The 18,693-nt window shown below is 61.2% G+C and carries 20 protein-coding genes and 2 pseudogenes; 10 read left to right on the top strand and 12 right to left on the bottom strand.

The features are described from left to right. Window positions 1-17: 17 nt before the first annotated feature. Window positions 18-1,016, bottom strand: a complete 999-nt coding sequence (locus USDA257_RS19520; RefSeq protein WP_014764686.1) for an aldo/keto reductase — start codon at window positions 1,014-1,016, stop codon at window positions 18-20. Window positions 1,017-1,131: 115 nt separating this feature from the next. Between USDA257_RS19520 and USDA257_RS19525 the strand changes: the two genes are divergently transcribed. The 3 genes from USDA257_RS19525 to USDA257_RS19535 all read left to right on the top strand — a co-directional run bounded on the left by USDA257_RS19525 (window position 1,132) and on the right by USDA257_RS19535 (window position 5,040). After that, window positions 1,132-2,040 (top strand): LysR family transcriptional regulator, encoded by a 909-nt coding sequence (locus USDA257_RS19525; protein ID WP_014764687.1) that lies wholly within the window; start codon window positions 1,132-1,134, stop codon window positions 2,038-2,040. 162 nt (window positions 2,041-2,202) lie between these two features. Next, entirely contained in the window at window positions 2,203-3,504 is a 1,302-nt protein-coding gene (locus USDA257_RS19530) for a TCR/Tet family MFS transporter (protein ID WP_041414431.1), read from the top strand. Window positions 3,505-3,639: 135 nt separating this feature from the next. Beyond that, on the top strand, window positions 3,640-5,040 hold the full coding sequence (locus USDA257_RS19535; RefSeq protein ID WP_014764689.1) for an MATE family efflux transporter: 1,401 nt from the start codon (window positions 3,640-3,642) through the stop codon (window positions 5,038-5,040). Between the two features lie 193 nt (window positions 5,041-5,233). On the opposite strand, the gene USDA257_RS38445 is transcribed toward USDA257_RS19535, so the two are convergent. Further along, a complete protein-coding gene (locus USDA257_RS38445) occupies window positions 5,234-5,365 on the bottom strand; it encodes a hypothetical protein (RefSeq protein ID WP_041414432.1) in 132 nt (43 codons plus the stop codon). A 227-nt stretch (window positions 5,366-5,592) separates the two neighbouring features. On the opposite strand from USDA257_RS38445, the gene coaD reads away from it, so the two are divergent. The 5 genes from coaD (at window position 5,593) to tgt (ending at window position 9,722) form a co-directional block, all read left to right on the top strand. Continuing rightward, window positions 5,593-6,087 carry a pantetheine-phosphate adenylyltransferase gene (gene coaD, locus USDA257_RS19545; RefSeq protein ID WP_041414434.1) on the top strand — a complete coding sequence of 165 codons (495 nt, stop codon included), beginning with the start codon at window positions 5,593-5,595 and terminating at the stop codon, window positions 6,085-6,087. Window positions 6,088-6,111: 24 nt separating this feature from the next. After that, entirely contained in the window at window positions 6,112-6,684 is a 573-nt protein-coding gene (locus USDA257_RS19550) for a peptidylprolyl isomerase (RefSeq protein WP_014764692.1), read from the top strand. A 22-nt stretch (window positions 6,685-6,706) separates the two neighbouring features. Next, window positions 6,707-7,216: a peptidylprolyl isomerase gene (locus USDA257_RS19555; protein WP_014764693.1), complete on the top strand. Its 510-nt coding sequence runs from the start codon at window positions 6,707-6,709 to the stop codon at window positions 7,214-7,216. A 293-nt stretch (window positions 7,217-7,509) separates the two neighbouring features. Next, window positions 7,510-8,595, top strand: a complete 1,086-nt coding sequence (gene queA, locus USDA257_RS19560; protein WP_041415445.1) for a tRNA preQ1(34) S-adenosylmethionine ribosyltransferase-isomerase QueA — start codon at window positions 7,510-7,512, stop codon at window positions 8,593-8,595. Continuing rightward, on the top strand, window positions 8,592-9,722 hold the full coding sequence (tgt, locus tag USDA257_RS19565) for a tRNA guanosine(34) transglycosylase Tgt (protein ID WP_014764695.1): 1,131 nt from the start codon (window positions 8,592-8,594) through the stop codon (window positions 9,720-9,722). The genes queA and tgt overlap by 4 nt, the downstream gene beginning before the upstream one ends. A 19-nt stretch (window positions 9,723-9,741) precedes the next feature. Here tgt and USDA257_RS19570 read toward each other — a convergent pair whose 3' ends face one another. The 7 genes from USDA257_RS19570 to USDA257_RS19595 all read right to left on the bottom strand — a co-directional run bounded on the left by USDA257_RS19570 (window position 9,742) and on the right by USDA257_RS19595 (window position 14,400). Then, complete coding sequence (locus USDA257_RS19570; RefSeq protein ID WP_041415447.1) at window positions 9,742-10,158, bottom strand: DUF4864 domain-containing protein; 417 nt, start codon at window positions 10,156-10,158, stop codon at window positions 9,742-9,744. A 239-nt stretch (window positions 10,159-10,397) separates the two neighbouring features. Then, the gene (locus tag USDA257_RS19575; RefSeq protein ID WP_014764697.1) at window positions 10,398-11,285 is read right to left on the bottom strand and encodes an SDR family NAD(P)-dependent oxidoreductase; all 888 of its coding nucleotides are present in this window, start codon (window positions 11,283-11,285) and stop codon (window positions 10,398-10,400) included. Continuing rightward, window positions 11,282-12,064: a hypothetical protein gene (locus USDA257_RS19580; protein WP_014764698.1), complete on the bottom strand. Its 783-nt coding sequence runs from the start codon at window positions 12,062-12,064 to the stop codon at window positions 11,282-11,284. The genes USDA257_RS19575 and USDA257_RS19580 overlap by 4 nt, the downstream gene beginning before the upstream one ends. 10 nt (window positions 12,065-12,074) lie before the next feature. Continuing rightward, a complete protein-coding gene (locus tag USDA257_RS19585; RefSeq protein WP_014764699.1) occupies window positions 12,075-12,662 on the bottom strand; it encodes a protein-S-isoprenylcysteine O-methyltransferase in 588 nt (195 codons plus the stop codon). Window positions 12,663-12,733: 71 nt separating this feature from the next. Then, a complete protein-coding gene (locus tag USDA257_RS19590; RefSeq protein ID WP_014764700.1) occupies window positions 12,734-13,324 on the bottom strand; it encodes a hypothetical protein in 591 nt (196 codons plus the stop codon). A gap of 157 nt (window positions 13,325-13,481) precedes the next feature. Beyond that, a complete protein-coding gene (locus USDA257_RS34335) occupies window positions 13,482-13,625 on the bottom strand; it encodes a hypothetical protein (RefSeq protein ID WP_014764701.1) in 144 nt (47 codons plus the stop codon). A 190-nt stretch (window positions 13,626-13,815) separates the two neighbouring features. Then, window positions 13,816-14,400: a L,D-transpeptidase gene (locus tag USDA257_RS19595; RefSeq protein ID WP_041414435.1), complete on the bottom strand. Its 585-nt coding sequence runs from the start codon at window positions 14,398-14,400 to the stop codon at window positions 13,816-13,818. A gap of 364 nt (window positions 14,401-14,764) precedes the next feature. Between USDA257_RS19595 and USDA257_RS19600 the strand changes: the two genes are divergently transcribed. Next, window positions 14,765-15,520: an SDR family NAD(P)-dependent oxidoreductase gene (locus USDA257_RS19600; RefSeq protein WP_014764703.1), complete on the top strand. Its 756-nt coding sequence runs from the start codon at window positions 14,765-14,767 to the stop codon at window positions 15,518-15,520. Between the two features lie 65 nt (window positions 15,521-15,585). Here the strand turns inward: USDA257_RS19600 and USDA257_RS35580 are convergent, their stop codons facing one another. Further along, complete coding sequence (locus tag USDA257_RS35580) at window positions 15,586-15,855, bottom strand: DUF1127 domain-containing protein (protein WP_014764704.1); 270 nt, start codon at window positions 15,853-15,855, stop codon at window positions 15,586-15,588. A gap of 137 nt (window positions 15,856-15,992) precedes the next feature. On the opposite strand from USDA257_RS35580, the pseudogene USDA257_RS19610 reads away from it, so the two are divergent. Continuing rightward, a pseudogene (locus tag USDA257_RS19610) lies at window positions 15,993-17,494 on the top strand (winged helix-turn-helix domain-containing tetratricopeptide repeat protein). Window positions 17,495-17,601: 107 nt separating this feature from the next. Here USDA257_RS19610 and USDA257_RS19615 read toward each other — a convergent pair. Both USDA257_RS19615 and USDA257_RS34345 read right to left on the bottom strand, forming a co-directional pair. After that, a complete protein-coding gene (locus tag USDA257_RS19615; protein ID WP_014764706.1) occupies window positions 17,602-17,994 on the bottom strand; it encodes a GFA family protein in 393 nt (130 codons plus the stop codon). A gap of 407 nt (window positions 17,995-18,401) precedes the next feature. Beyond that, window positions 18,402-18,638 (bottom strand): annotated as a pseudogene (locus tag USDA257_RS34345) (hypothetical protein); the annotation flags it as partial. Between the last annotated feature and the right edge of the window lie 55 nt (window positions 18,639-18,693).

Genomic DNA, 18,693 nt, shown 5'->3' on the forward strand with positions numbered 1-18,693 from the left:
TCCGGTCCGGAGCTCCGTCATTGTTGCCGCTCACTATCCATATGAACAAGCTGCGCCTCGGGATAGCGCGCGCCGGCGGCAGCGCCCTTCGGAACGGCACGCTCGATTGCCGCGAGATCATCGGCGTTCAATTGAACCGCCTGAGACCCGAGCGCCTCGGTAAGACGCTCACGCCGCCGGGCGCCGACGAGCGGCACGATATCGCACCCCTGAGCGGCAACCCAGGCAATGGCGATCTGCGCCACCGTCGCGCCCTTGTCAGCCGCGATGCGTCGTAACGCTTCAACCAAGGCGAGGTTCTGTTCGAGATTGCCTTCCTGGAAGCGCGGGCTCATGGCCCGGAAGTCGCCGCTCCCGGCCGCACCCTTTTGCCAATGACCGCTGATCAGGCCGCGCGAAAGCACGCCATAGGCGGTGACGCCGATCCCGAGTTCGCGGCAGGCAGGCAGGATTTCGTCCTCGATCCCTCGTGAGATGAGCGAATACTCGATCTGCAGGTCACTGATCGGGTGGACGGCGGCGGCGCGGCGGATCGTCTCCGCTCCCACTTCGGACAGGCCGATATGGCGAACGTAACCCGCCTTCACCATATCCGCGATCGCACCGATCGTCTCTTCGATCGGCACATCCGGGTCGAGCCGGGACGGACGGTAGATGTCGATATAATCGACGCCGAGGCGCTGAAGGCTATAGGCGAGGAAATTCCGCACCGCCTTCGGCCGTCCATCGTAGCCGGACCAGCCGCCCGCCGCATCGCGCAGCGCGCCGAACTTGACGCTCAGTTGCAGCTGATCGCGACGCCGGCCTTCGAGCGCCGCGCGGATCAGCATCTCGTTGTGCCCCATGCCGTAAAAGTCGCCCGTGTCGAGCAGCGTGATGCCGGCGTCGAGGGCGGCATGAATTGTAGCAATGCTTTCTTCGCGATCGGCGGGACCGTACATTCCCGACATGCCCATGCAGCCGAGGCCAAACGCCGAAACTTGGGGGCCGGACTTGCCTAGCGATACCATCTGCATCTGACTTCTCCTTGGTGAGGCCGCTGTGGCCGTATCGTTCGCTGCAATATTTACCCCGGATCAATCTGTGCGATAATCAGGCATTCCACACACAGGTTGTACGGATTTTTGCACAATGAACGATCTTCCCCTGGCCGATCTCGACGCCTTCGCCGCCGTGGCGCGCGAACGCAGCTTTCGTTCCGCCGCGAAGAAGCGCGGCGTATCGGCGTCGGCTCTCAGCGAAGCCCTGCGGCGGCTCGAAGCCAGGCTGGGGGTGCGGCTGCTCAATCGCACCACGCGCAGTGTCACCGTGACGGATGCGGGCAGACGCCTCATCGAACGGCTGGCGCCGGCGCTCGGCGAGATTGCCGGAGCTCTCGACCAAGTGGCGAGCGAACGCGACAACCCGGCCGGAACCTTGCGGCTGAACGTGCCGACGATCGTTGCGCGTAAAATCCTGCCATCCATCGTCGGTCCATTTCTCGCGGCTCACCCGTCGATTGCCATGGAGGTAACCGCCGAAGACGGATTCATCGACGTGCTGGCTGCCGGATTCGATGCCGGTGTGCGTTACGAGGAGCGCGTCGAAAAGGACATGATCGCGATCCCGATTGGCCCGCATGTGCAGCGCTACGTCACGGCGGCCGCACCGACCTACCTTGCCCGGCACGGAGTACCGCAGCATCCCCGCGATATCCTCGAGCACGCCACCATCCGCCATCGGTTCCAGAACGGCATTGCACTAGCCTGGGAATTCGGTGAGGGCGACGCCGCAATGACCGTGGCGCCGCCGGCAACCGTGCTCGCCAATGCGATCGACCTCGAGATCAGTGCGGCTGTGGACGGGCTCGGAATCATCCGGACGTTCGAAGAATTCCTAATGCCCGAAATCCATGCCGGACGCTTAGTGCCAATCCTCGAAGATTGGGTGACCAGCTTCCCCGGACCGTACCTCTATTACGCCAGCCGACGGCACATGCCGGCGCCGCTGCGCGCCTTCGTCGATTTCCTGAAGGCACGGCAGCGGCAACTGTCGCGGTGAGATACACGCGCCGCACGAAGAGCCATTCACGAATGTGATCATTCCGATAAGAACCTTTGAAATGTTCTCGGATTGTTTCGTTCCGGGCGATGCGATACACCTTATTTGGTGACGTCGTTCATGTTCTGTCTCCGTTTTGGCGGACAGCGGAGAGGAAGCTTCATGCTCGACAAGAAATTCGCGCGACGTGGCCTGTTCCTTGTCTTTCTGATTCTGCTTCTCGACATCATGGGCATCGCCATCATCGTGCCGGTGCTGCCCAGCTATCTCCAGGAACTGACCGGAACGAGTGTCGGCGAGGCCGCCATCGAGGGCGGTTGGCTGCTGCTCGTCTATTCGGCGATGCAGTTTCTCTTTGCACCGCTGATCGGCAATTTGAGCGACCGGTTTGGACGCCGGCCGATTCTGCTGGCCTCCGTGCTGACTTTCGCGATTGACAACCTGATCTGCGCTCTGGCAACCAGCTACTGGATGCTGTTTGTCGGCCGCATTCTTGCCGGCATCAGTGGCGCGAGCTTTGGAACGGCGTCCGCCTTCATCGCCGACGTCAGCGACGACAGCAACCGCGCCAGGAACTTCGGGCTGATCGGCATCGCCTTCGGCACGGGCTTCGCGCTCGGTCCGGTAATCGGCGGCTTGCTCGGCGAACTTGGCCCGCGTGTTCCCTTTTATGGGGCGGCTGGCCTGTCCTTTGTCAACTTCGCCATCGGCGTGTTCCTTCTCCCCGAGACGCTTGATCCGGCAAATCGGCGCCGCTTCGAGTGGCGCCGGGCAAACCCGCTCGGCGCGCTGAAGCAGATGCGCAACTATCCCGGCATTGGCTGGGTGGGTCTCGTCTTCTTTCTTTACTGGCTCGCCCATGCCGTCTATCCGGCGGTCTGGTCCTTCGTTTCCTCCTACCGCTACGGCTGGAGCGAGGGGCAGATCGGGCTGTCGCTCGGCATCTTCGGCGTCGGCGGCGCCGTTGTGATGGCGGTCGTCTTGCCGCGCGTCGTGTCTAGATTTGGCGAGCGAAGAACGGCAACGCTTGGTCTTATCTTTACCGCGCTTGGCATGGCAGGCTACGCCGCAGCCTGGGAGGGCTGGATGGTTTATGTCGTGATCGTCGCGACAGCGCTCGAAAGTCTCGCCGATCCGCCCTTGCGCAGCATCGCGTCGGCCCAGGTGCCGCCCTCGGCGCAGGGCGAACTACAAGGAGCTCTCACCAGCATTTCGAGCATAACGACGATTCTAGGACCGCTTCTTTTCACGCAGATCTTTGCCGTCTTCACAGGCCCGGCAACGGCCTATTCGTTCTCCGGCGCCCCTTACGCGGTGGCGGCGTGCCTGATCGTCGCAAGCCTGGCCGTCTTCCTGTTGCGGGTGCGCACCGTCCGAGGCAATGCGTTCCAGAATATCGTGCCGACTCCAATCGACGCTCCGCGTGGACAGGTCACGCCGCGATCGCAAGCGCCTGCGGATTGATCAATTTTCTTGATAGACCGATGAAAAATTAAGCAGCTCCGCCCTTGTCGCTGGCGCCCGTCCCGGTGGTGCTGTAATTCGGCTTACTCCTAGAATTTAATTTGTGCCTATGCGCCGCAGAGCGAGGATTTTTCCATGCTGATCGCGACAAAAGAGTTTGTCCCTGCGCAAACCGATAATTCGTGGGGCACCCACTTTCGCGCCAGCATCTATCTCGGCGTTCCCTTCATCGGTGCACAGCTAGCACAGCTTGCCATCAACACCACCGACGTGCTGATGGTCGGCAGGCTCGGAGCGGTCCAGCTTGCCGCGATTATCCTTGCCACGCAGCTCTTCTTCACCGTCTTCATCTTCGGCAGCGGCTTCGCAAATGCCGTGGTGCCGATGGTCGCGCAGGCACAGGGGCGCGGAGACCGGATCTCCGTTCGCCGCTCCGTGCGCATGGGCATGTGGGTGGTCGTGCTTTATGGCCTCGTTACCGCGCCGATCCTCTGGATGGCCGAGCCGATCCTGCTTCTCGCCGGCCAGAAGCCGGAGGTTTCGGCGCTTGCCGCGGAATATCTGCACATCGCGCAATGGGCGATCTTTCCGAGTCTTATCTTCATGGTGCTGAGGGCGTTCCTGAGCGGACTGGAGCGGGCTGGGATCATTCTCTATGTGACGCTCGCGACCTTGGTTCTCAACGCCGTGCTCTGCTACCTGCTGATCTATGGCCATTTCGGCTTTCCGGCGCTTGGCATTTTCGGCGCTGCGGTCGCGGCTCTCGGCGTGGCACTGCTTGGCGCAGCGCTGACGATCGGCTACATACGCAGCCAGCCTGAACTCGATCGGTACGAGCTGTTCGTGCGCTTCTGGCGTCCGGACTGGCTGGCTTTCCGAGAGGTCATCTATCTCGGCGTGCCGATTTCGGTGACGATTCTCGCGGAAGTGAGCCTCTTCACCGTCGCTTCGCTGCTCATGGGGACGATCGGCACGATCGAGCTCGCCGCGCACGGCATTGCGCTCCAGTTCGCGTCGATCGCCTTCATGATTCCGCTCGGACTCGCCCAAGCGGGCACCGTGCGCGTGGGTCTCGCCTATGGCAGCGGCGATCTCATCGGCGTCCGGCGCGCCGCCATTGCCGTTCTTGCCCTCGGCTCCGGGTTCGCGGCCATCGGCAGTACGATCTTCGCGCTGCTTCCGTACCAGCTTGCGACGCTCTATCTCGACACGAGCCGGCCCGATGCTGCCGAAGTACTAGCCTTCGCCGGCCCGCTGATCGTCATTGCGGGTGCGTTCCAGCTGGTCGACGGGCTTCAGGCGCTCGCCGCCGGCATGCTGCGCGGACTAAAGGATACGACCGTCCCGATGATCCTGGCGATGATTTCCTATTGGCCAATCGGCTTCGTCTGCGCCTGGGCCTTTGCCTTTCCGCTGAAGTTCGGCGGCGTCGGCGTCTGGTTCGGCTTCGTGCTAGGGCTGGCGGCGGCGGCCGTGCTGCTCAACTGGCGCTTCTTCCGCCTCATTCATTCGATGCGCGCTCCGACTGCTATTTGAGTGCACGGCGATCGCAAGAATATGCGAACAGGGTTCGCAGAAAAAGGAAAGCCGGACGCGCAGGGGATGCCGTCCGGCTTGTAATGAGCGGCCCCACCAGGGGAAGAAATGAGACCGCTTGTTGCGAAACTTCCTGGCAGAAGTTTCTGGAGGCATTCATCTCACAGCCACAGCGACCTAAGCACGGTCGCCGTCATTTTCTCCTCAGCCGATCCCTTGCTGCCGACAGGACCGTCACACGGTCACGGGCCTCGTCACGAAGCGCATGGATCGTCGCGAAAATCATCGCGAAAAACATCGCCATCGAAAACAGAGCAAGTCCCATGTCCGTCTCCTTTCAGCTGCTAAACGGCACGCCCTATGAAAAGTTCCGTTCACTTGTTGTTTCACGCTACAACTTCCGGTGTGAAACCATCTTGAACGTTGCCCTTCATCTAGCATTCATTCTCCCGTCGCTGCTGTTTCCGGTGGAACAGGGCTAGGGGGATCGCCCCACCCTTGCGGACGAGCGCCGTCCGTGACAAAAGGCTTCACCAAACGGAAACAGGCGCGATGACCACGGCTTTCTATCCCGGCTCCTTCGATCCGATGACAAATGGTCATCTTGATGTGCTCGTTCAGGCGCTCAACGTAGCGTCGAAAGTGACCGTCGCGATCGGCATTCATCCCGGGAAGGCGCCGCTTTTTTCGTTCGACGAGCGGGCAGACCTGATCCGCCGGTCGCTGAGCGAATTCCTGCCGGAAAGGGCAGGGGACATTGCCGTCGTCTCCTTCGACAATCTGGTCGTGGATGCGGCCCGTCAGCATGGTGCAGGCCTCCTTGTGCGCGGCTTGCGGGACGGTACGGATCTCGATTACGAGATGCAGATGGCCGGCATGAATCGACAAATGGCCCCGGATATCCAGACCCTGTTTCTGCCCGCGGGGACCGCATCCCGGCCCATTACGGCCACATTGGTCCGGCAGATCGCAGCCATGGGCGGCGACGTCAGCGCCTTTGTTCCCAGGGCGGTCTTTCAGGCGCTGCAGGCGAAGCACAGGGCCTGAGCTTCCACCACGCAAGGAGAACGCATGAAAATCCTCCAATTCGCTTTTGCAGGCGCCCTGGCGCTCGCCACCTTCACGGGAGGCGCGCAAGCGCAGTCGAGCGACAACATCCTGACGATCGAGCTCAAGGACGGCCCCGTCGCCATCGAGCTGCGCCCGGACATCGCGCCGAAGCACGTTGAGCAGATCAAGGCCCTGGCAACCGCGGGCGAATACGACAATGTCGCCTTCCATCGGGTCATCAAGGGCTTCATGGCACAGACCGGCGACGTGCAGTACGGCGACATGAAAGACGGCGTTCAGCCGGAGCTTGCCGGCACGGGCGGCTCCTCGAAGCCGGATTTGCCGGCCGAGTTCTCGGATGTTCCCTTCGAGCGCGGCACCATCGGCATGGCACGCTCGCAGGACCCGAACAGCGCCAACTCACAGTTCTTCATCATGTTCGCTCCTGGCGACTTCCTCAACGGACAATACACGGTCGTCGGCAAAGTCGTCGAAGGCATGGAAAATGTTGACAAGATCAAGCTTGGCGACGAAGCCAACAACGGCGCCGTCACCGACCCTGACCGCATGATCAGCGTCAAGGTCGGCAAGTAAGCTCAGCAGAAGGAGAAAAACCATGGCCGAGATCAAGGATCCGGAAAACACGATCATCATGGAAACCACCAAGGGCAGGGTGGTGATCGAGCTTCGGCCGGACGTGGCTCCCGGCCATGTCGCCCGCATCAAGGAGCTGTCACGAGAGGGCGCCTATGACGGCGTCGTCTTCCATCGCGTGATCGAGGACTTCATGGCCCAGACCGGCGACGTGCAGTACGGCAAGTCCGGCGGCGAGCACTTCGACCCGGCGCGCGCCGGCATGGGCGGTTCCTCCAAGCCGGACCTCAAGGCCGAGTTCTCCGAGGTCGCCCATGTGCGCGGCACCTGCTCGATGGCACGCAGCCAGATGCCGAATTCGGCAAACTCCCAGTTCTTCATCTGCTTTACCGACGCTCCCTGGCTCAACAAGCAGTATTCCGTCTGGGGCCAGGTCATCGAAGGCATGGAAAACATCGACCAGATCAAGCGCGGCGAGCCGGTGCGCGATCCCGACTCGATCGTCTCCATGCGAGTTGCCGCCGACGCCTGATTTGCGCCAATGCATGTCGCCCAAAAGTGTGCAGCGGTTTTGGGATGACGACATGCATAATAATAAAGACCTAAAGCGCGCCGCATGAATACGTTTGAATGCGACGCGCTTTAATGCACAGACCCGCCCCGGTGGCGCTTGGATCACAATGATTATCGGTCGAATCGACCCATAATCATGACCCGTGATCGATTCCAAGAAGTTGGAGCGGGACGCGGGCGGAAAACCGCGCACACTTTTCCTCATCCCGCTCTAGAGCCATCGGGGCGGGTTTGCTTTTGTTCGACACCCAGATGCGCGTAGACCTGTTCGATTTTGACCTGCCGGAGACTTCCATTGCGCTGAGGCCCGCAAGCCCCCGCGACAGCGCCCGCATGCTTGTCGTGCTGCCGCAAGGGGAACAGGTGCTCGGCGACCACGGCGTGCTCGATCTCCCTTCCTTCCTGAGACCCGGCGATGCGCTTGTCTTCAACGATACGAAGGTCATCCCGGCGCAGCTCGAGGGCATTCGCCGACGCGGCGAGGACGTCGCCACACCAGTCTCGTTGACGCTGCACATGCGCGTCGCGCCCGACCGCTGGAAGGCATTCGCACGGCCGGCGCGGCGGCTGAAGCCCGGTGACAGGATCAGTTTCGGCCACGGCGAAAATGCCTGCCTGCTCGGTGCGCTCGATGCGACCGTTGAAGAAAAGGGAGAGGCGGGCGAGGTCACGCTTCGCTTCGATCTTTCAGGCCCGGTGCTCGACGAGGCGATCATGTCGGTGGGGCACATTCCCCTGCCGCCTTACATCGCCGCCAAGCGCCCGGAGGATGCCCGCGATCGAACAGACTACCAAACGGTCTATGCGCGCGAGGAAGGTGCCGTCGCTGCCCCGACAGCGGGTCTGCACTTCACCGATCGCCTCTTCGCCAAGCTCGACGAAGCAGGCATCGAACGCCACTTCGTTACGCTTCACGTGGGGGCGGGAACTTTCCTGCCCGTCAAGGCCGACGATACCACGGATCATGTGATGCATGCGGAGATCGGTCATGTGGATGCGGCGACCGCCGAAAAGCTTAACGCGGTTCGGGCGCGCGGCGGGCGCATCGTCTGCGTCGGCACGACGTCGCTTCGGCTGATCGAAAGCGCAGCGACAGAGGAAGGCGAGATACGTCCCTGGTCGGGACCGACCAGCATCTTCATTACCCCCGGCTACCGCTTCCGTGCCGTCGACATGCTGATGACCAATTTTCACCTGCCGAAATCGACATTGTTTATGCTGGTGTCCGCCTTCGCTGGGCTGGAAACAATGCGTGCCGCCTATGCTTATGCGATCGAGGCCGGCTACCGCTTCTATTCCTATGGCGATGCAAGCCTGCTCTTCCGGAAAGACCAATGACCGAGACCTTTCAATTCAAACTACTCGCGACGGACGGTAAAGCGCGCCGCGGCGAGGTCTTGACGCCACGCGGAACGATCCGCACGCCGGCCTTCATGCCGGTCGGAACCGTTGGCACGGTCAAGGCCATGTATCTCGATCAGGTGCGGGATCTTGGCGCCGACATCATCCTCGGCAATACCTATCATTTGATGCTGCGTCCGGGCGCCGAACGTGTTGCGCGGCTCGGCGGACTGCACGATTTTATCCGCTGGGAGCGGCCGATCCTGACCGACAGCGGCGGCTTCCAGGTCATGTCGCTCTCGAGCCTGCGCAAGCTCAACGAACAGGGCGTGACCTTCAAGAGCCATGTCGACGGCGCGCTTTATCATATGTCGCCGGAACGCTCGATCGAAATTCAGGGACTGCTCGACAGTGACATACAGATGCAGCTCGACGAGTGCGTCGCGCTGCCGGCAGAGCCGGGCGAGATCGAGCGCGCAATGGAAATGTCGCTCCGCTGGGCGGAACGCTGCAAGGTCGCTTTCGGCGACCAGCCGGGCAAAGCGATGTTCGGTATCGTCCAGGGCGGCGACATCCCGAAATTGCGCGAACGTTCTGCCTTGGGACTCAAGGAGCTCGATCTCAAGGGCTATGCCGTCGGCGGTCTCGCAGTCGGCGAGCCGCAGGAGGTCATGCTCGACATGCTCGACGTCACGTGCCCCGTCTTGCCGGCCGAGAAACCGCGCTACCTGATGGGCGTCGGAACGCCGGACGATATCCTGAAGTCGGTCGCGCACGGGATCGACATGTTCGACTGCGTCATGCCGACGCGCTCCGGTCGCCATGGGCTGGCCTTCACGCGCCATGGGCGAATCAATCTGCGCAATGCGCGGCATGCCGAAGACACGCGTCCCCTCGACGAGCGGTCATCGTGCCCGGCGACGCGGGACTACTCGCGCGCCTACCTGCACCACCTGATTCGTTCCAACGAATCGCTCGGCGGCATGCTCCTGAGCTGGAACAATCTCGCCTATTACCAGGAACTGATGGCAGGCATTCGCAACGCGATCGAGGAGGGGCGTTATGCCGATTTCATGGCCGAGACGCAGGAAGACTGGCAGCGCGGCGACCTTCCGCCCGTCTAATTCGGCGTCGTGAGCTTGTTCAGAGCGCAGGACCAGGTGCCGTCGGCACCATCAAGACGCCATTGACCTTGTAGCTGCCGTCCGGCTGCGGGACGAGTTCGTAAATTGCCGTCCAGTCCTTGCCGTCTGATCCGACGATCAGCACCTCCTGGATGACTTCGTTGCCGACCAACTTCGATCGCCCGAAGGCAAAATTGCCGGGGCGGTACAGGTGCTGGTAGCGTCTCTTGACCATCTCGAAAAAGGCCAGCTCGTCCGGAAATTTTTCCCGGATTCCGGGGGAGGCGAAGGAATAGGCAGTTTCCGCGTCGTCCTCCAGAAAGGCCGTGATCTGGGCACGAATGACCGATTGCGCCTCATCGACAGGGTCCGCAAGTGCAGGTTTTACGCCCAGCGCGAGCACCAGACAGAGAGCGACGGAGACCCATCTTGTCATGGGTGCCTCTATTAGCTTCTTGTCATTGAAGCATATGCCCGGCAGTCGCATTGATAAGCACCACCTTCGGCTTACGGCGAGGCCGTGCGGGTGAACTCTACGATAGCGCTTTAATCTTTTCAGGGACTTATGCGGGCCAATTAAACATCTTGCGAAGCAGTCACAATCTCGTGAGCGAGGCCGCGTCGCCCTTCGCCTCGGGACGCACCGCAAGGAGCGCACGCACGCTTCTCGAAAGACTAACCGCGCTTCGAGATCGCCGGTTCTATCTTATGGTGGCGCGCGCCGTGGCATGTCGCGTATTTCTTGCCGGATCCACAGGGGCATGGATCATTGCTCCGGCGCTGCAGACGGCCGATCAAAGGCAGCAATAGCTTGGACGGCAACAGGGAAGTAACAAGGATTGCCAGCTTGGCCGAGATACCCGGTATGACGAGGCGACGGCCGGATCTGAAACCGCGCCAGGCGCATTCGGCGACATATTGAGAATCGACCTTGGGCAAGACCTTGAAGAGCGCCGCCCTGTTGGCACCCGATCGCTCGAGGAACTCGGTCGATACCGGTCCGGGGGCGACGCAGGTCACGGTCACGCCGGTGCGATGAAGTTCCTGGTGAAGGGCCTCCGAAAACGACCGCACGAAACCCTTGCTGGCGTAGTACAGGGCCATGTACGGGCCGGCCGTGAAGCTCGCGACGGAACCGAGATTGATGACGCCGCCGCGGCCGCGCGCCACCATGCCCGGCAGGAAGCGAAGGGTAAGGTCGGTGAGGGCGCGTATGTTAAGGTCGACGATCCCCAACTGCTCACCAACGGGCAACACCGTTGCACTGCCGCGAAGACCATAGCCGGCGCTGTTGACGAGGACATCGCAGAACAGGCCGTTGGCAGACAGGTATGATTCGAGCTGGCGTGCCGCATCGCCCGCCGAGAGATCCAAGGCGAGGGTGAATACCTCGCCGCCGGCCTTCGGCATATGCGCAGCGGCGGCCGAGAGACCGTCTGGCGAACGCGCCACCAGCACCACCGTGGCGCCGTCCCGGGCGGCAATGTCGGCAATCGCCTTGCCGATGCCGCGTGAGCCACCAACGACGACGACGGCTGGCCGGAGTTCCGTTTCCGCCGTCATGCCGCACCTGAGACGGCGGCGCCCGCAACTCCGGTGGTTTCCGCCAGACTAGCCACCTCGGCGGCGATGTCACCGTTCAGAATACTTTCGAATCGCTCCAGCGCCCGCGCCACATTGGCGCCATCCATGACCCGATGATCGTAGTGGATGCGGACGGTCACCGTTCCCTGGTCGTCGATCGGACCATAGTTGAAGATCGTCGTCAGAGGTGTCAGCGGATTGAGGGATTCGGCGCCGAGGCCCGAATAAACCGACAACTGGAAAGTCCCGAAATGACGGCCGCGCTGACGACCGAGATTGAGTCCCAACCACATGAGCAGCCAACGGATCGGCCCCGGCAGGCGGGCAATCTTCAGGGCGCGCCGGAACTCCTTGACCTCCATGATGGGACGCGTCCGCGCGGCCTCAACCAGGGCCGCGAGCTCGGCAATCGGCCGGCGTTCGGGAGTCTTGATCAGGCTCAGAAGCACAACCCGCTCGCCGTCAAGCTCGCGCTCGTGGGCGATCGAGGCGAGGCTTCCCGGATATTCGTAAAGCTGCGGTCTCGGCAGCTTGACATAAGCCCGCCGCAACTCTGGGGTTTCGAGAGACAGAAGCGCATATCCCTTGAGAAAGAGCACCGTCCAGGAGGGTCTGCTTTGCAGTGCCATGCGGGCCTTCAGCAGCGGACCGAGATTCATCTGCCGCTGCACGGTTACCCTCGGCACACGAATCGAAAACCGCATCAGATCGCCGACGAGGCGTCGCGACCCCGAAAGCTTGAGAGCTCGGCCTCGCATCAGGGCACCTCTAGTAAAGATATGGGATGATTCGCTTGGTTCTTTCCATGTAGGCGCGGTACTGCGGGCCGAATGTTTCCAGCATCATGCGCTCTTCGTCGTCCACCCTTAGGAAAAACAGGATCGCGAATCCGACGAGACCAGCGAATCCTGCCACCCAGTTCGACACCAGAAATGCCTGCCCGACTCCCATGAGCATGAACGAAGTGTACATCGGATGGCGGACGAGGCCATAGGGCCCGCCGCTGACCAGCTCGTGCCGATCGCGAATCTCCAGTGTGATGGACCAGTTGCGGCCAAGTTCCTTATGGGTCCTGCGAAACACCCACATGGCGGCAGCGAAGACGACGGCCCCGATCGCCACAGACCAGGCCTTGGCCGGATAATCGGCGGACTCGGGAATCCCCGTTACCACATAGAACCCGGGTACGATTCCGAGCCCGAGCAGGGCCGCAGCAAGCCCGATCATCTCCGAGCGCGAGCGACGGTTGCTGACGACCTCTACGCGCTTTGCGCGGCGTTCATAGGGACGGCGAATGAAGTACCAGGCGATGATGCCAAGCACCCAAATAATCTGGCCGATGGAAGCTATCGACATGCTTACCCTAGCTTACAAGGCTTTATTGCGATCATGCCGCTGAGAAGCGGGCAGAGCTCAAGCCGACCGCGTTAGCCGCCGTTCATCTCACGGAGCCTTGTAATGAATTCCTGCGGCCTTAGCCAGATGCCCGGCGTCTTATACCCCATGGAGCGCGCAATCTCCGCCACGAAGGCATTGCAGTTGTAGACCGACGCATGCCAGACGCGCGACTTTTCCTTCAGCTTGCGTATGAAGGCGACGACCTCGTTGTACTCTGCCTCGGTCAACATGATACGCCAGCTTGCCGACCTGTATTGCTCTTCCAGGTCGCCATCACTCGCTCCGGTCTCGGCCGGCACGGGAAAGAAATGACCAAATACATAGGGAGCGGCGTCATTGGTCGCCGGAGCGAGACCCGCAACCTCGGGGCTGATCATCGCCCCCGACGCATTCGTGCGGCCGAAAACTGCGTAAGTGTGGCCGTAGCTCAGCGCATAGCGCGAGCGGAATTCGATGAAGTAGCCTTGCTCTCGGGATTGGGAAACCAGCTTCGCCGGGCCGCCATTCTTCTGGCTGCTCGACACGTAAGCGGGTAGGGGGCCCTTGTCTTGCGTCTGGCACGCTGTTGCAGCGAATGCGAGTAAGAACACAGGGAGGATACGGCTTGCTGCAGATGTCATCACGTCACTTCGCTCTGTCGCCGAACTTTATTTTAGCAGAACTTTGGCCGGCTTGGGCCGATCAGTGGCGTTCTTTGACCGTCGGCCTTGCGCTGATTCGGTCGTAAAGGCGCCCCGTGGAAGGCGATTGGAGCCTCCCACGGAGCAAATTTAGATTTTACTTAAAAACGGGGGCAGGTTCTACTGCCGGCTCTGCTGCAACTGGCGGCGGAGCCTTCCCTTTGCCCTTGCCGATCGTGTCACAAGCCGTCAGGCCGGCGACAGAAAGCAACGCAATCATCACGATCAGAATTCTGCTCATCAAGTAGTCCTTTCCTCAATAGTCGGAATGGTTTATCGAAGGCAACACTCGAAGTAATAGTGGCGATTTGCGCCTAGGCCTAGTGCAAGAAGGACACAGTTGGCATCAGCTTTGTCGGTGCGGAACTGTTCAACGGGTACTTCAACACACATGGCTTGATTATTTATACCAAATACGCGCGCAAACACCATCAGATGATCAATACCGTGGTCCCGACGGGGGTCCGATTGTAGAGATCAACGATGTCGTCGTTCGTCAAGCGGATGCAACCGCTCGATACTGCCTGGCCGATCGTCCATGGTTCGTTCGTGCCGTGCAGGCGGAACATGGTGTCATTCCCGCCACGATAGAGGTAGAGGGCGGACGCACCAAGCGGATTGTGTAACCCGCCTGAGACACCCCCCGCATACTGACGCAGGTGCGGTTTGCGTTGCATCATGTTTTCGGTGGGTGTCCACGACGGCCACTCCGCCTTTCGGCCGATCGTCGCCTTGCCCTTGAGCGTGCGTCCTTCCTCTCCGACGCCGATGCCGTAGCGCATCGCCCAGCCGCCCCCTTGGACGTAGTAGAGATAGCGTTGCTCGGTGTCGACGACGATCGTTCCCGGTGCCTCGCCCCCGTGATAGACCACTTCCTGCCTGCGGTAGCGCGGGTCGATACGCGTCCTGGACGCGATGGAGCTTTCCATCGGTCGCGAAATCGAACTGCATCCAGTCACCAACGAAGCCAAACTACCCAACACGAGCATGCGACGCGTAACGTGGTTCTTGTCCATCTTCACCTGCTGAGAAATTCGTGAGTCCCCATTTTGCGTATTTAACACCGCTGCGCGTGTCGGCCAAGCCTAGCATCTCAGGCGGGCACAACGATGTGAATTTGACGTTCAAAATCAGGACGGTGCTGGCTCGATCCGACACACCACGTGGGTTCGCTGCGTCGAATCGGTCGACTGATTCGCGTCTGACTTACTCCTCTCAGTGTCCGATTCTTGCGGCCGCGGACGCCGAATCATGAACGGCTACGACTGCTGACGCCTGCGAATCATGGGGCAGTCCAACTGCGCGGATGGATTAAACCCTTGCGGCAACCACCTGTGTCTGCTCGACTAGGAGTGGGAAGAGGTAAGAAGGATAGAGAGCATGAAACTGGGCTTCGAGGGCAAGGTCGCCATCGTCACCGGCGGCGGTTCGGGAATCGGCGCCGCTATCTCCCGGCAATTGAGCGGCGAGGGGGCGGAAGTTGTCGTAGCCGATCTCAATCCCGAGGCAGCCCAGCAGATCGCCGAAGAGATCCGCTTCAATGGAGGCCGAGCCCGTCACTTCACGGTCGATATCGCCGACCCCCACGCCGTAGAGCGTTTGGTCGACTTCACTGTCCAGGAGTGCGGAGGCCTGAACCTGGCCGTCAACAATGCCGGCATTGAAGGCGTCCGGAAGCCGACCGCGGACTATCCGCTCGACGATTGGGCGCGCGTGATCGACGTCAATCTGAACGGCACGTTCTTTTGCATGAAACAGGAGATCGCCGCGATGCTGGGACGGGGAGGAGGCGCGATCGTCAACGTGACGTCGATTCTCGCCTCCGTCGGCTTGCCAACGGTATCGGCATACACCGCGGCAAAGCATGGGGTTGTCGGCCTGACCAAGACGGCAGCGATCGAATATGCGCGCATGGGCATCCGTATCAACGCTGTCGGTCCCGGATGGATCGAGACGCCGCTTCTGTCGGAGCATGCCGAGCTGGCGAAGACCCGGCGGCTGGAGGCCCTTCAGCCGATGGGCAGGCGCGGAATGCCGGAAGAGGTGGCGGCCCTTGTATGCTTTCTCTTGTCCGACCAAGCGAGTTTCATCACCGGCAGCTACCATCTCGTGGACGGCGCCTACACGGCTCACTGACGGTCATGAAGGTGCTGCGCTGCAGCTCGCGATGTCGTCGAGCGATTGGCGAGCGAATTGCTGCCTTATAACGGATTTGATACTCGCCAGAAGGGCTTGGCGATCTCTGCCTCGATCTGCCGTCTCGTCAGACCGATATCGTCGATCAAATGGGGATCGTCCTTCAATTTCTGCTCGAGCTCCCTGCGAAAGCGTATCCGCTCGCCCCAAGTCGCGATAATGCTTCGCAGGGTCGCTATGCTGTAGTGCCGATGCGAGACTTCCGCCAGCCCCACGGGCGTTCCCGGCCGCGCTGCCTGGTGCGGGGCCGACGCGAAGGTGGGGGTATTGTTCATGGCAACCTCCTTATGGTTTGAGGGTCCGGGGGCCCTCGACCTGAAAGAGGATGAATTCTGCAGGATGCGAACAGCGTCGTAATTAAGCTCTCCCAAAAAGTTCTCGAAAACTTCCAAACGGACTATAGATGCGGCTTATGCAGGGATCGCGTGTTGCCTTTGGTCCGTTCGTGCTTGATCCGGGTGCGGGAACGCTCCTCCGGAACGATGATCCCGTTGCCGTTGGCCATCGTGGGCTGAAGCTGCTTGCGGCGCTCGTCGGACGGCCCGGCGAAATCCTGGGCAAGGCCGAGCTGATGGACGCGGCTTGGCCGGGCACGGCCGTCGAGGAAGGCAACCTCACCGTCCAGATCGCGCAGCTCAGGAAGCTGCTTGGTCCGGCCGCCGACGGCGGTGAATGGATCTCGACGGTTCCGCGCGTCGGCTACCGCTTCACGGGGGTCATCGAACAGCTTGGTGGCGCGAGGCGAAAACCTTTGCCGCTGCCCAGCAAACCATCGATAGCCGTGCTGCCCTTCGTGAATGTCAGCAACGACCCCGAGCAGGAATCCTTCGCGGATGGGTTGACCGAAGACCTGATCACCGACCTGTCCAGGAGCTCCGGTCTGTTCGTCATCGCACGCAACTCGGCCTTTGCCTATAAAGGAAAGGTGATGGACGTCCGCGAAATCGCCGAGGACCTTGGCGTGCGCTACCTGCTGGAGGGGAGCGCAAGACGCGCCGCTGGGCGCGTGCGCATCAACGCCCAGTTGGTCGACGCGGCGAATGGCGATCATCTATGGGCGGAACGCTTCGATCGCAGCCTGAAGATATATTTGCCGTTCAGGACGAGGTCACCGGCAAGATCGTGGAGGCGTTACTCGGCCGGCTGCGCGCACCGCCGCCGCGCAATCGGCCCAAAAATCTCGAGGCTTACGATCTCTGCGTGCGGGCGCGCAAGCTGATCGATGATTCGCCACAGACGGCGCGGGAAGCGCATCTGATGCTCACGCGCGCGGTTTCGCTCGATCCGGGATACGCGGAAGCCTATCGTTGGCTGGCGATGAACCACTGGATGGGATGGGTGCATTGGGGCGAGCCAATCGAACCAAACCGTAGCGTTGCCTTGGAACTGGCGCGAAAAGCTGTAGCGATCGATCCCAACGATGCAGGCTGCCGCTGGGTCCTGGCCAACCTGCTTGCCTATGAGCGCAGCTTCGCGGACGCGGAATTCGCCAAGGCGATCGAGCTCGACCCGAACGAGGCCGACACCTGGGCGACATTGTCCGACATCGCGGTCTTGGCCGGGCGGGTAGAGGAGGGCCTTGAGCACATTCGCAAGGCGTTCCGGTTGAACCCGTTTCCGCCAAGCTGGTACTATCTGACGCTCGGCCAGACGCAATATGCGGCCGGCGAATACGAGGCCGCTGTCGAGACACTGCGCAGGGACGAGACTTATCGTACAAGCTCACGCCGTTTCCTGGCGGCAAGCCTTGCCCAACTGGGCCGGCTCGACGAGGCGCGCGCAGAGGTCGAACTGTTCCTCGTCAGCAACCCGCATTTCACAACCCGCCACTGGGCCACGACGGAACCATTTCGCGACGCTGCGACGCTTGAGCATTTCGTCGATGGATACCGCAAGGCCGGTCTTCCGGAGTGACGCTCCGGCGTGATCGAGGGCGCTGTCCTCGAGTATCTGGTTTGAGATGTCGAACAAGGCTTACATCTCGGTCACTCGTAACGGCGCCTTCGCACCTTTCGTGCGACCTACTCCTCAAAGCGACCCGTGGCGTCACGATCGCGTTCGTATCGCCTCGTGAGCGGAAACGGCGGCAACCAGGATTCGCGACGGATGATCCAGCTTTCGTAGGTTGGCATCAGTTGATCAGGGGCATCCAGGGAACCGAGGTTCACTTCGATTTCGTCTGCGGTGCGTGCGAAAATGGTCGAGCCGCAGCGGGGACAGAAAAACCGCCCGGCGTAGTCGCGTGTTTCGCCATTGATCGTCACCGCATCCTGAGGGAACACCGCGGAAGCGTGAAAAAGGGCGCCATGATGCTTGCGGCAGTCGAGACAGTGACAAAGGCCAACCCGGTATGGGAGTCCCGACGCCACAATTCGGACGTTGCCGCACAGGCAACCGCCGGTGAATCGGTCCATGCTGCGTCTCCTTTAAAATGAAGCGGTCCGAATGGTTACGACGAACAGCACCGTCATTGCAATTGCCCGCTGCGCGCGGTGACGCGTCGTTCTTCCGTAGCGGGCGATAGTGATCATCGCTTCCAGCCGAATGGAGCCTATCAGATGACACACCTGCATCCCCACCCAAACCGAGGCCCGATAAGGCTCTGACGAGCCTAGGGGTATAGCGAGGCTAAACCAAAGGAGAATATAAGCATCCTGGGCGGTTTCGAAGTCGAGGATCGGCTGAAGGCAGCCGTGCAGAAGATCGCCGTGGAGTTGCTTGCCGCTACACTGAGGGAGAAGGCTGCGAAGGCAAAGGCGTCGCATCTTCAGGTCGGAGACCTGTTGACGACGGCTTAGCGTAAGTGGGGCTCTCTGATCGGCTGGGGTATAGATCGATGCGCCTCCAATCGATCGATCACACGGTGGCGCAGCTGCGGGTGGCGCCTGAGCTTTCGTAAGCGTCCTCGACGCTCCTTGCTGATGTCGTCGGCGATGCCGCCGTAATAGCCGCTGTATTCCGGAAACTCGCGATCATGGAAGGTGTTGAGCGATAATCTTCGCTCGGACATGCAAAAATCCGCACCGCCAGCTCTGATCCGATCCAGCAGACGACGCACCTGGCGGGTGCTCAGATCGAGCACATGGGGGTCGGTTCCGGCACGGGGCGAAATG

It is taken from the genome of Sinorhizobium fredii USDA 257 (assembly GCF_000265205.3).
GTDB classification, from domain to species: Bacteria; Pseudomonadota; Alphaproteobacteria; order Rhizobiales; family Rhizobiaceae; genus Sinorhizobium; species Sinorhizobium fredii_B.